Annotated in this window: 12 protein-coding genes; 5 read left to right on the forward strand and 7 right to left on the reverse strand. The window is 37.5% G+C overall.

The annotated features are described in order from the left end of the window. Positions 1-71 precede the first annotated feature (71 nt). Positions 72-608: a hypothetical protein gene (locus LIV57_RS06270; RefSeq protein ID WP_227941905.1), complete on the reverse strand. Its 537-nt coding sequence runs from the start codon at positions 606-608 to the stop codon at positions 72-74. Between the two features lie 94 nt (positions 609-702). Further along, positions 703-1,416 carry a hypothetical protein gene (locus LIV57_RS06275; protein WP_227941906.1) on the reverse strand — a complete coding sequence of 238 codons (714 nt, stop codon included), beginning with the start codon at positions 1,414-1,416 and terminating at the stop codon, positions 703-705. Positions 1,417-1,620: 204 nt separating this feature from the next. Between LIV57_RS06275 and LIV57_RS06280 the strand changes: the two genes are divergently transcribed. From LIV57_RS06280 to LIV57_RS06290, 3 genes are all read left to right on the forward strand, one after another. Continuing rightward, entirely contained in the window at positions 1,621-2,256 is a 636-nt protein-coding gene (locus LIV57_RS06280; RefSeq protein WP_227941907.1) for a LysE family translocator, read from the forward strand. A 175-nt stretch (positions 2,257-2,431) separates the two neighbouring features. After that, positions 2,432-3,295, forward strand: a complete 864-nt coding sequence (locus LIV57_RS06285; protein ID WP_227941908.1) for a helix-turn-helix domain-containing protein — start codon at positions 2,432-2,434, stop codon at positions 3,293-3,295. 90 nt (positions 3,296-3,385) lie between these two features. After that, positions 3,386-4,108, forward strand: coding sequence for a siderophore-interacting protein (locus LIV57_RS06290; protein WP_227941909.1), 723 nt, complete (start codon positions 3,386-3,388; stop codon positions 4,106-4,108). 113 nt (positions 4,109-4,221) lie between these two features. Here the strand turns inward: LIV57_RS06290 and LIV57_RS06295 are convergent, their stop codons facing one another. The 4 genes from LIV57_RS06295 to LIV57_RS06310 all read right to left on the reverse strand — a co-directional run bounded on the left by LIV57_RS06295 (position 4,222) and on the right by LIV57_RS06310 (position 8,785). Then, the gene (locus LIV57_RS06295; protein ID WP_227941910.1) at positions 4,222-4,800 is read right to left on the reverse strand and encodes an NAD(P)H-dependent oxidoreductase; all 579 of its coding nucleotides are present in this window, start codon (positions 4,798-4,800) and stop codon (positions 4,222-4,224) included. Further along, positions 4,797-5,819: a saccharopine dehydrogenase gene (locus tag LIV57_RS06300; RefSeq protein WP_227941911.1), complete on the reverse strand. Its 1,023-nt coding sequence runs from the start codon at positions 5,817-5,819 to the stop codon at positions 4,797-4,799. Before LIV57_RS06300 ends, LIV57_RS06295 begins: the two co-directional genes overlap by 4 nt. A gap of 53 nt (positions 5,820-5,872) precedes the next feature. Beyond that, positions 5,873-6,439 carry a Crp/Fnr family transcriptional regulator gene (locus LIV57_RS06305; RefSeq protein WP_227941912.1) on the reverse strand — a complete coding sequence of 189 codons (567 nt, stop codon included), beginning with the start codon at positions 6,437-6,439 and terminating at the stop codon, positions 5,873-5,875. A 576-nt stretch (positions 6,440-7,015) separates the two neighbouring features. Next, complete coding sequence (locus LIV57_RS06310; protein ID WP_227941913.1) at positions 7,016-8,785, reverse strand: aminopeptidase P family protein; 1,770 nt, start codon at positions 8,783-8,785, stop codon at positions 7,016-7,018. Positions 8,786-9,000: 215 nt separating this feature from the next. Between LIV57_RS06310 and LIV57_RS06315 the strand changes: the two genes are divergently transcribed. Then, complete coding sequence (locus LIV57_RS06315) at positions 9,001-9,438, forward strand: DUF6526 family protein (protein WP_227941914.1); 438 nt, start codon at positions 9,001-9,003, stop codon at positions 9,436-9,438. A 199-nt stretch (positions 9,439-9,637) separates the two neighbouring features. Then, positions 9,638-10,744 carry a DNA topoisomerase IB gene (locus LIV57_RS06320; RefSeq protein WP_227941915.1) on the forward strand — a complete coding sequence of 369 codons (1,107 nt, stop codon included), beginning with the start codon at positions 9,638-9,640 and terminating at the stop codon, positions 10,742-10,744. 123 nt (positions 10,745-10,867) lie between these two features. Here the strand turns inward: LIV57_RS06320 and LIV57_RS06325 are convergent, their stop codons facing one another. After that, the gene (locus LIV57_RS06325; protein ID WP_227941916.1) at positions 10,868-11,761 is read right to left on the reverse strand and encodes a helix-turn-helix domain-containing protein; all 894 of its coding nucleotides are present in this window, start codon (positions 11,759-11,761) and stop codon (positions 10,868-10,870) included. Positions 11,762-11,877 lie beyond the last annotated feature (116 nt).

The following is an 11,877-nucleotide window of genomic DNA, read 5'->3' on the forward strand; positions in this document are numbered from 1 at the left end:
ATTAATTACCAATAATGTAATGAATAATGTTGTTAAAAAAAACAGTCCAATACCAATCCATATCCATAGAACTATCTGATCCTGATTTTCCCAACGCCCCATCCCAGATTAATAAAAGCAAGATAAAAAGACAATAGCAGAATGCCTCTAAAAAGCCAGACAGGAGCTACCCAGTTCAGATGATTGCTGATTAAGAAATTAAAGGTAGTGGAGATGATACATTCTATAGAGAAAAACAGAAAAACGATGATGTTCACAATAAACAGATCTCTGTTTACCCTACCTTCCCTGATAATTTTCATAAAATAAGAGGCCGCATAACTACAAATAATAATACTGGTGATAATGTTGAAATAAAAAGTAACCTTTTTATCATTCTGAACATACAGCACATTGGTAATCAGCACCAGTACAGCATAACAGTAAATCATCCACCTTAATTGACGGGAAAGCCGGATATAATAATTGCTGTAAATCACAGTAAGGATCATCAAACCAAAAAACTGGCTCAATATATAATTATAAGTATTGAGTGTATTTAATTTCATCAGCCGGTCTGTTAAATCCGTCAGCTCCAGCATCAATTCTCCTGTGAGCAATATAATCACAGGAAGTTTTGTTTTGATCCCTTCCCTTATCAATACAATCAATCCGGCACATAAGACGAGATTAATTATAATTTGTAAATAAAGAGATAAACTGTTATACGACAACACTGGTACTTTGCTTCAGAAGTTGATAATCATTAAGAGTATCAATAATCGTAAAGGGAGGTCTTGGGGTGGAATAATTTTCAGCAGTCTCGCTCATATGATTGATGGCAAGACTTTTCACGGTAATGATTTCAATATGATAAGGGAAATCGGGATCTTTTTTCTCCAGATCATCAGTAAGTCCGAAGAAGCTGGTACAGGTCTGTCCTGTGGTAATTCCAATATTCTCATAATCTGAAAACGGAATGGAAATCAACTGGAAGATATCCTCCGTTTTCTGAGCTTCTATCCACGATGTTCCGAACATATTCCATCTGAAATTCCGGTTAATGGCTGATTCAGAAGTAATCGGGGGAACGTCTGCCACTATATCATTACTGCTTTCTATTTTTGATTCACTGAACTCGCGTAAGAAGTCTTTCGTCAGGATGGTATTGAAATCAGCATCTTTATCACTTTTGGAATCGATCAGGAAAAATTTCAGCTGCCCTTCATGAATGCCTACATAGGCGTGAATCATTTTGGGTTCGGTGGTTCCTAAATTTCTTTTCCATTGTTCAATGTCTTCACCTGAAACGCTGAAGTGAGTTCCCTGATTCAAATAATTCAAAATTTCTGCTCCATTGGTATCAATTCCATTTTTGTAAGAATCAATAAGATTTTTCCATTTTCTGATAGCTTCAAAGATGTTTTCAGTAGTCATGATAATATTTATTTGTGAATGATAATTATTTTATGAGTTGAAATTTACAAAAAAAACAGACTGATCTATTTTTTAAATCACATTCAGGTGGAAAATAAAATTTAATTGAATAAAAATGAATTTTTCTTCTGTCCCTGATAAAATTAAACAGGAAACACCTCTTATCTTTGCACCGGAAACCTTATCATTTAAATAAGAACTGTCATGATTCCATTCCACGAGCTACTATTTTTCATACTGGCTGCACTCATTTTAGTCATCAGCCCCGGTCCTAATATGATTTATCTGATATCAAAGTCGATAACACAGGGGAAAAAGTCCGGATTTATCTCATTAGCCGGAGTCGTATGTGGATTTTTATTCCATATCATCATGGTTTCATTTGGTCTTACCGCTGTTTTACTGGCTGTTCCACTCGCTTATACCGTTCTTAAAACCCTGGGAACGGTCTATCTTTTATATCTTGCTTATCAGGCTATCAAACCCAAAAGCAGAAATATTTTTGATGTTGATAAAAATGGTGCTCATGATAGTCCCAAAAAGCTATTCACCATTGGTTTTTTAACGAACGTACTGAATCCGAAAGTGGCTGTTTTTTACCTGTCTTTCTTTCCTCAGTTCATCAAACCAGAGTATGGCTCAATATTGACCCAAAGTCTGGAACTAGGGATCATTCAGGTTCTGATCAGCTTCAGCATCAACTTTATCATTGTATTAACAGCTGCAAGAGTTGCTGTATTCTTTTCCAATAATCCGGTCTGGATAAAGGTCCAGAAATGGTTTATGGCCAGTGTATTAACTTATTTAGCCATAAAAATGGCATTTTCAAAAGCAAAATAGAATCCGGAACAGGTTTCCTTCTGCTCCGAATTCCGGTGTATATTCATATAAAATCTGACTTGAAGAAAGCATCATGATTATGCACTGCGAATTTGAGATTAATATTCCGGATGTAAAACCGTGAAAATACGTAATTTTGCTGTTCCGTATTATCCTCATCACAACAGGTTTAAAGATGAAACAGACTATTCCCACCTATGATTTAAATGGTATTACCCATCATCAGTTCCATATCAAAAGGATGGATAAACAGCCTTATGATTCAGGGGATATTCTTCTGGACAAAGGTATACACCGGGACAGTCATTATATTTTCACCTGTATGGAGAGCGGTCATGTGAGAATGATGGTTGACTTTAAAACTATTGAAGCCAAAGAATCCACTATTTTCTGTGTATTGCCGGGACAGGTACATCAGGGGCTTCTCATGAAAGAGGTCTGCGGATGGTTTGTAGCGGTAAAAGCAGAACTTGTTCCGGATACCGTACGTTCTTTTTTTGATGAATCTCTGGGTGAAATACTGCCGCTGTCTGTGGATAAGAACCTTGTCAAAAACCTGAATACGACAGCCGGCCTACTTCATGCCTCCTATACGAACGAAATGCTTTCCACTAAAGAAGGATTTCTCATTGTTCAATCACTGCTTAATGCCTTTCTCGGAATGTTTGCCCAGTTGTATTCTCAGAAAAATACTTCTCCGGCTTCAGAGGAAAACCGTGCTTTACAATTAACCCGGGCATTCAGGATTCTGGTCCGGAAAAATTTCAAAACCATGAAAAGTCCATCTGAATATGCAGAAATTTTGAACATTACAAGAGGATATTTAACTGAAACAGTTCGTGAGGTCACGGGAAAGCCTGCACAACACTGGATTCATCAGGAAATTTTAATCGAAGCCAAAAGATTGCTGGTCTTTACCAATCTCAGTGTAAAGGAAGTGGCTTATGAACTGGGATACAGTGATCATACCTATTTCAGCCGTTTATTTTCCAAACTGGAAGATCAGTCTCCATCAGAATTCCGGAATCAGCACCAATAGATATTTAACCGCGAATAGTCCAATTAATTCCCCGAAACCGCTATCGGTATTTTCTGATTTTGCAACGTCCTTTGCAATAAAAAATCACGTATGCCAAGCCTACCAAAATGGATCAATGACACCGTAGAAAATGTCTGGTCCTCAAAATTCAAAGAATGCACCGTTAACCATATAGAACAGATTACCAACGATCTTCAGCTGGTACGCTTTAAAACAGAATTAGAGAATGTTCCTTATGAACCTGCCTATGCCATTGGAATAAGAATCAATGACAGGGATTTCAGGAATTATTCTCCTTTTAATTTTAATAAAGAAGCAGGAACTTTCGATGTTTTGTTTCACCTGCATAACAGGTCTGCTGCGGGAAGTCATTTTGTAACCGGCCTGACAAAAGGAGATTTCATAAAACTTTTAATGCCCAGAGGAAAACAATTCTTTACTCCCGGTGCGCGGATTCATTTTTCTGTGGGAGATGAAACATCATTGGGAAGTTCTCTTTCGATCAAGGAAGCGGTGGAGGAATCCGGTTCTTTATTTATTTGCCTTCATGAGCTGGATGATTGCTCTGCTCTTGAAAAGCTCAATTTATATGGCTATCACTGTCCTAAAAACAATACCATGAGAATGATTGAAGCTTTGAATGATTTTCTGCTGGAAGAAAAAGAATCCATCTCTGATGATGAGGTTATTTTTTATCTCACAGGAAACGGAGGCCGAATGTCTCTGATCAGAAAATTCCTTAAAGCCAGAGGTGTTTCCCCAAAGTGCATCAAATCACAAGCCTACTGGATTGAAGGTAAAAAAGGACTGTAAAAATGGATCAGCAAAAGTGTTTCTACTTTAATAATGATAACTTTATCTGCTAATAAAACACCATTATTACCGGATAAAGTTATCATTATTCAATCACTTCACAGGGCAGACAATCATTTTTGTTTTTTACCTGATTCCTTCACTTTTCTCAACCACTCAGCCCTCTGTTCATCTTTAGAATTCCTGATGATGCCAATATAAGTTACCTTCACTGGTTTTACTCCGCAAAATTCTAGTATGGATTTTTTAAGCTGATTGACACTGGGTCTGCCAAAAAACAGACGGTAATACCATCCAGGTTGGTCTAATGTGGTAATAATGTGGGCTGTTTTACCTTTTAAAAGCTTATCCCACCATACCGAATTTTCACGGTATTTATAAGCCATTCCCGGTAAAAAAAGCCGGTCTATAAATCCTTTCATTAAGGCAGGAAATCCTCCCCACCAAACCGGGTGTACCCAAACGAGATGATCTGCCCACTGAATAATTTCCCAGGCTTTCAGTAAATCCGGCTCAAGCTCCATTCTTTTCTGGTATCCAAACAGTAAATTGGGATTAAAGTTGAGATCCCGTATAACGATTTCCCGCACTTCCGCTCCTGTTTCTGAGGCTCCCAACCTGTAAGCTTCTGCCACCCCAAAATTGAAGGAATCTTTATTGGGATGTCCGTTGATAATGGCTATTTTTTTCATGACTTCACATTAATATTGATAGAATCATAGGCATTAAGCTGTGCCATTAATGATAAAGGCTCATGAAGCTGATGACTGAAATACACCTTGTTTTCATGAGGATTTCTCAGCAGTTCTTCGGTGTGCAGAACAGCAGACAAAGCGGTCAGTTCTGCCTGTCCTTTTTCACTCTGTAAACTCAGTTTCTTTGATCCTGACGGATCATCCACTACAATTTCAAAGACCGCCTGATCTCCGTTACCGCTGGATCCAAAAATCATTTTTCTTTCTTTTAAAGACAGAATATTGTAGATTCTTAGATATTGAAATGCTCCCAGCAGCCAGGTTATGAATTTTGAATTGTAGGTCATTTTCACACTCACATCGGAAATTCTTTCCACTTTGTTGAGAATATACAAGTCGGGCACATCAAAATTATAGGCAGTTCTATGCCCAATTCCAAAAGAGAAATTGAATGTTTCCGTATCTAGGAAATGTCTGATGGAAACCGGTTTGTCATTCTTATAATGTACAAAAGGAACGGCTACATTTTCTGCCATAAAGTGAGCAGAACTCTCTCCTGCCAGATCTTTTACAGAATAGTAGACAAACAGTTTCACCTCATTAATATCACCGGAATCTGACAAGGTATTGACTAATCCAGGGACAATACCACCCATCCAGCCTGAGCTGAAGACAATTCTGCTGTTGATGTCTGATTTACCGGCAATTTCATAAGCCTTCACCAAAGCCGGAGTAGGTTTTGTAATATCCAGATAGTCTATGTGGTGATCAATCGCAAAACGAAGTATATGATCTTCTTTATCATTCACGGAAAGGATAATGAGATGTATTTTTTTCTCTGAGATCACTTTAAACGAGGAAGGATCTGTGACATCGATCTTCAGGTCTTTATCTGTTTTTCCACCTTTTCTCCCTCCGATAAAAACAGTAAGATGAGGATTTCTTGATTTCAGGATCCGGGAAATTGTTTTTCCAACCAATCCATTTCCACCAATTATCAGAATATTTTGCTCCATAACTTTTTTTGACAAAAGTAGAGCGCTCGCGGTTCAATAAGCAGGACAAATGTCTAAAAAGAAATTTCCTTTCTGATACGGCTCAGGTGACGTTGGGTAATGCCAAGGTAGGAAGCCAGATACTGCAATGGAATGTTTTGAATATAATCAGGATGATTCTTTAACAGTGTTTGATAACGCTGGGCTGCGCTGTCTCTTTGCAGCTGAAAAAAACGTGATTCCAGTTCAAGATATTCCTGTTCTGCAATGATTTTTAAAAACTTTGTCCAGTTAAGACTGTTCTGAACCAGTTCATCTACCGCATCTTTTTTAAGAATAATCAACTCAGCATCAGTAATAGCCTGCATACTTTCTTTGCTTGGGCATCCGGAAACAAATGACGAATAGGCGGCGATCATATGATTGGGAAACCGGAAACAATACGTCATATCTTTTCCCTCGTCAGAAGTATAAAAAGAACGGAAAATACCAGACTTCACCAAGCCTACTTCCTTACAAAGCTCTCCTTCTTGTATGAAATAATCATTTTTGCTGATATGCCTGAATTCGGAATTCTTCAGAAATTCTTCAATTTCATTTTCTGAAAACAGATTAAAGCTTCGGAAATAGTCACGTTCCATGATATCAAATAAGTTTCAGCGAAAATAAATAAAAAGATGGAGGCAATGTTGTTTATAAACACAAAGTTTTAATTTTTGCAGAGTTTTAATGTAAAGAGGGCAAAGACGGAATCCATTTCATTGATTCTTTCTAAGCTCATGCATAGCCATATAGCTTCATCAGCGACTTTGTCGAAGCCTTAGCCCTCTTAAGAATAAGATGTTCTAATAGTTTCTTTGCGTTTTTATATCAATCAGTTTGAATATTTTAAATCAAATAGATCCGGCTGATTCCCATTGAAAACAAAAAAAATCATCTCAGGACGAGATGATCTACCGTTTTGAATTTACTTGAGTTATTTATGAAGATATGAATGATGTTTTGTTGTAACAAAGATAGGTGAACCTTATTTTTTATGCATCAGTGGAATCCCTGTAATTATATCCGTAAAAATACGGTTGTATAAAAAGAAAAGCCCTGAAGGAAATACCTTACAGGACTTTTGGATTATCTAACAATATTCAGTTTACTATTTAAGGTTCAAGGTTTTAAGTTTAAAGTTATGACTGTCATACGCTTTCACCTTTGAATCTTTATTAAAGAGGGCTTACCAGTTGAAGGAACCATTCTTTAACTTCTCCATCCAGGTGTGGAGCAAGCTTTTCTTCACAAGTTTTATGGTAACCATTCAGCCATGCGATTTCGCTTTCTGAAAGGATTTCTTTTACCACTGTATCTTTGAAGAACGGGCAGAACGTCAATGTTTCAAATTCATAGAATGTTCCATGAATTGTTTTCTCTGCTTCTTTTACTGCAATAAGGTTTTCATGACGAATTCCATAATGACCTTCCAGATAGTAACCCGGTTCATTTGAACAAACCATTCCCGGAAGAAGTTCCTGAGGGTTCAGATCTTTTCTGATGTTTTGCGGTCCTTCGTGTACATTCATGAAGCTTCCTACCCCATGTCCTGTTCCGTGGTTGAAATCTTTACCTTCCATCCATAGCGGAAGTCTTGCAATAGCATCCAGGTGTACTCCTTTTGTTCCTTTCGGGAATTTCACCATTGATAAACGGATCAGTCCCTGTAATACCAATGTTGAATTTCTTTTAAACTCTTCCGAAGGTGTTCCCAGGGCAAAAGTTCTTGTAATATCTGTAGTTCCTTCAAGGTACTGGCCTCCTGAATCTACCAGGATCGTGTCCTCATTGGTAACTTCTTTACTACCTTCTTTTTTGGCAGAATAGTGCATGATAGCACCGTTATCTTTATATCCTACGATAGAACCGAAGCTTTCTCCGACAAAGTTTTCACCTTCTGCACGGAATCCTCTCAGTTTCTGACCGATAGAATATTCATTCATAGCTTCTTTTCCGGCATTATGCGTTAGCCAATAAAGAAATTTCACCATCGCAACTCCGTCTCTTACCATTACTGTTCTGAAACCTTCCAGCTCAGCTTCATTTTTCTGGGCTTTCATAAGATTCCCCGGAACCGGAGCTTTAATAAACTGGTTGTCTGTTTTTAACGTTTCAAAAATCTGCTGGTTACTGTTGGGAGAAACCAGAACTTTTTCGTTTTTGAAAGTCTTCAGATAATTGTAAAATTCTTCGTAAGGCATCATTTTTACAAAGGAATCATCCATTTGTTTTCTCGCAGCCACTTCCATCTTTTCTAATCCTGTGAACAGAACAGCGTCGTTTTTAGTAATCACAATGTATCCTAAGAATACAGGATTACTTTCTACATCACTTCCTCTCAGATTCAGTGTCCATGCCACATCATCAAGACTTGAGATAATGTGTACGGTAGCTTCCTGTTCTTCCATTTTCTGACGGATGGCAGCAATTTTATCGGATACTGATTTACCGGCTCTTTCTATCGGATGCACAAAAATCGGGTTAGCAGATGGAGTTCCTCTGTCTTTCCATACTTCTTTTAAAAGCGGAATATCTGCCAGCGTAATATTTTTGGAGTTGAATTTTTGAGAAAGCAGTTCCCAGTTGGCATGAGAGGCTGCAACAGCATTTACCGCCACTTTACCGCCTGCAGGAATTTCTGAAATAATCCAGTCGATATAATTGGGAGTTCCTTCCATTCCATCTTTGAAAAGATCAATTCCGGAACCTTCCAGCTCTAAAGCAGCTTGTGTAAAGTATCTTCCGTCTGTCCAAAGTCCGCCTTTATCTTTGGTAATTACCACAAAACCGGCAGAACCTAAGAAGCCGGAAAGCCATGCTCTCTCCTGCCATTCTTCGGGAAGGTACTCGCTCATATGCGGGTCTGCAGAATATACTATAAATGCATCAACATTATTTTTCTGCATTTCTTCACGAAGCGCAGCAACTTTTTCCTTTGAAGTCATTCTTTTTATTTTTAACCACCGAAAGTTACAAAAAATTTGATGTCTGAAGGTAAATCTACCGGCTATTTTGCTTAATAATTCTTTATTCTTAAAGTGTTCTGAAAAAAATCGAACAACTGAACATATTTAACAAAATAAACCATTTTCAAGTAAAAAAAACTACCATATTATCAAAATAATAAATTTTTGGAAAGATTATTGCTACATTTTATTGCATGAAACAGCAAAACTACAATAACCACAGGAAATTTTATCCGCCACATCATTTCATTTATCTTCCATTGCTTATGATATTGGAGATTTTAGGAATTTACAAAATCTGGGATGACCCCGGAAATCAGCTGATCTGGATACTGTTTTCTGTAGTGATTTTTTTGCTTTTTTATCTGGCACTGATGATAAGGCAGCATTATGCGCTGGGACTTCAAAACCGGATGGTTATACTGGAGTTTAAACAGCGTTATTTCGAAATTTTCAATAAAAGGTCTGATGAAACTGCTGAGAAACTGAAATTCGATCAGATTGCTGCATTGAGATTTACGTATGATGATGAATTCAAAGAGCTTTTATACAGAGCACTTCATGAAAACATCTCAGGAGACGAAATTAAAAGGTCTATCAAAAAATGGAGAGCTGACCGACTCAGAATTTAACACACCAACAAAATATATACCTATGAAAAAATGGAGCTTTTACAGTATTATACTGTTAAGTATACTGACATTAACAAGTTGTGAAGCCGTAGAAACAATTTTTAAGGCAGGAATGTGGTGGGGAATAATCTTAGTCTGTGTGATAGTAGGGATTATTTTACTGATTTTTTCGAAGGGTAAAAACTCTTAACCATGTTTTATGGAGAAGAATACAGATTTGGAGATCATTTCTCACCTTAAGCCTTCAAAAATTGTTAAAATAATGAAGGATCCGGAAGCTTCTGCAAAGGCGGTACATCTCGTATATACCACCGATGCGGAAACCGCCGGAATTACCCGTAAGAAAACCGGGAAGAAATACTCCTATTATAAAGACGGAGAAAAAATAAAGGATAAAGACGAAATTACCCGGATCAATAAACTGGTGATTCCGCCTGCGTGGGAAAATGTATGGATCTGTGCTCTTGACAATGGCCATCTTCAGGCCACAGGTTTCGATGTAAAAAAAAGAAAACAGTACCGCTACCACCCTCTGTGGAGTGCTTTAAGAAATCATACAAAATTTTACAGAATGCTTCAGTTCGGATATGCATTACCGGACATCCGTCTGCATATAGAACAGGATCTTGCCCTGAGAAATTTTGAGAAACGAAAAATCCTTGCCTTAATTGTAAGCCTTATGCAAAGAACCAATATCCGTATCGGGAATAACGTATATGAAAAATTATACGGTTCTTTTGGTCTGACCACATTAAAGGATAAACATGTAAAGGTAAAAGGACAAAAAATTTCTTTTTCTTTTAAAGGAAAGAAAGGTATCATGCATCAAATCGACCTCAGGAGTCCAAGGCTGGCTAGGCTTATTCAGAAATGCAAGGATATTCCCGGGAAAGAGCTTTTTCAGTATTTTGATGATGAAGGAAACCGTCATTCTGTAGATTCAGGGATGGTGAATGAGTATATCAAAGAGATCAGTGGTGAAGATTTTACAGCAAAGGATTTCAGAACATGGTCCGGAACCGTAAGTGCCCTGATCGCTTTTAAAGAGATCGGGTATGCGGAAAATGACACTCAATATAAAAAAAAGGTAAAAGAAGCCCTGGATATCGTGGCAGAAAACCTGGGAAATACATCGGCTGTCTGCAGAAAGTATTATGTTCATCCTTTAGTCATCAATCTTTACGAGAATAATACGATCAAAAAATATCTTGATGAACTGGAAGTCATAGAAGAAAATGACGGAAAAGCCGATCTTACAAAAGAAGAAAGACTAGTGCTGAAGATTCTGGAAAACGAAAAGATGTAGAAGATGGAAGAATGGAAGCTGGGAGAGGGAAGTTCTGAAACTCTTAAAAACCCCTTCTGAACTTTCAACTCATTTTGTTGACCTGCTTTAATACTTCCAGCATCTAACATCCCGCTTCCAGCCTTATAACACTGAAATCCTACTGTTATTCAAAAACTGAATCCTGTATTCCTTCGGGGTGATTCCTGCAATTTTTTTGAAAAGCTGGGTAAAATGGGAAGCCGTATGGAAATTCAGTTCATAGGCAATTTCTGCAATATCTTTACTGGAGTGAAGCAATGCTTTGCTGTAATTGATATCAATCTCATTGATCCATTGTTTTGGTGATTTTTGAGTAACCCCTTTGACACATTTATTCAGATAACTTTCTGTAACGGACAGTTTATCAGCATAAAAAGCTACTCTTTTTTCTCCTACATGATATTTAAACAAAAGATCACGAAACTGAAGAGACAGTTCCATGGGGCGTGTTGCAGATTTGTGATGGGTATCAGAATCTGTGCTCAGCATTTTGATCAGAATCAAATGAAGCATTGTCACCACTACATCATTGATATTGAGATTATTCAACCATAATTCCTGTTCCATAATCGGGAGAAGCTGTGTGATGGTTCCGTAGGTTAAGCTGTCAAGATTCAGGAAGGGAGTCATGAAGAAAATACTGCTTTTATGTTTGGGCAGTTCCTGTTCAGACAGAATATTATTTTCATAGGCAAGGAAGAAACCTTCAATATCGTCTGACAGCTCTACGGTCGCTGTGATTGTTCCTTGTTTAATAAAGATTACTCCTCCTTTTTCAGCATGATATTCTTTATTTTCAAGATATTGTCTGATATGGCCATTGGTAACGAAGATAATAAAATTGAACGTGGTACGATACGGAATTACCGGCATCAGAATACCTTTAAGATAATTCTCTATCCGATAGAGCTGTATATCAGCATTATTGGCTAATATCTTTTCCGTAATATTCGGCAGAAAAAGCTTTTTATATTGAAAATTGGATAGTACTTCCATATCCTTGTTATGATTATCTAAAGTTATACAAAATATTTTAAAGCAAAGGAGGTAAGTAAAAGAGTGAAAAAGCTAAAGTGGAAAGAGTAAAACCCCGAAACACGTATCCCGAAACC

Source organism: Chryseobacterium sp. X308 (assembly GCF_020733145.1).
GTDB classification, from domain to species: domain Bacteria; phylum Bacteroidota; class Bacteroidia; order Flavobacteriales; family Weeksellaceae; genus Chryseobacterium; species Chryseobacterium cupriresistens.

Excerpts from the sequence above, each read along its gene's own strand:
- LIV57_RS06275 (WP_227941906.1), bottom strand. The coding sequence starts at position 1,416 with ATGACTACTGAAAACATCTTTGAAGCTATCAGAAAATGGAAAAATCTT.
- LIV57_RS06280 (WP_227941907.1), top strand. The coding sequence starts at position 1,621 with ATGATTCCATTCCACGAGCTACTATTTTTCATACTGGCTGCACTCATT.
- LIV57_RS06285 (WP_227941908.1), top strand. The coding sequence starts at position 2,432 with ATGAAACAGACTATTCCCACCTATGATTTAAATGGTATTACCCATCAT.
- LIV57_RS06290 (WP_227941909.1), top strand. The coding sequence starts at position 3,386 with ATGCCAAGCCTACCAAAATGGATCAATGACACCGTAGAAAATGTCTGG.
- LIV57_RS06295 (WP_227941910.1), bottom strand. The coding sequence starts at position 4,800 with ATGAAAAAAATAGCCATTATCAACGGACATCCCAATAAAGATTCCTTC.
- LIV57_RS06300 (WP_227941911.1), bottom strand. The coding sequence starts at position 5,819 with ATGGAGCAAAATATTCTGATAATTGGTGGAAATGGATTGGTTGGAAAA.
- LIV57_RS06305 (WP_227941912.1), bottom strand. The coding sequence starts at position 6,439 with ATGGAACGTGACTATTTCCGAAGCTTTAATCTGTTTTCAGAAAATGAA.
- LIV57_RS06310 (WP_227941913.1), bottom strand. The coding sequence starts at position 8,785 with ATGACTTCAAAGGAAAAAGTTGCTGCGCTTCGTGAAGAAATGCAGAAA.
- LIV57_RS06315 (WP_227941914.1), top strand. The coding sequence starts at position 9,001 with ATGAAACAGCAAAACTACAATAACCACAGGAAATTTTATCCGCCACAT.
- LIV57_RS06320 (WP_227941915.1), top strand. The coding sequence starts at position 9,638 with ATGGAGAAGAATACAGATTTGGAGATCATTTCTCACCTTAAGCCTTCA.
- LIV57_RS06325 (WP_227941916.1), bottom strand. The coding sequence starts at position 11,761 with ATGGAAGTACTATCCAATTTTCAATATAAAAAGCTTTTTCTGCCGAAT.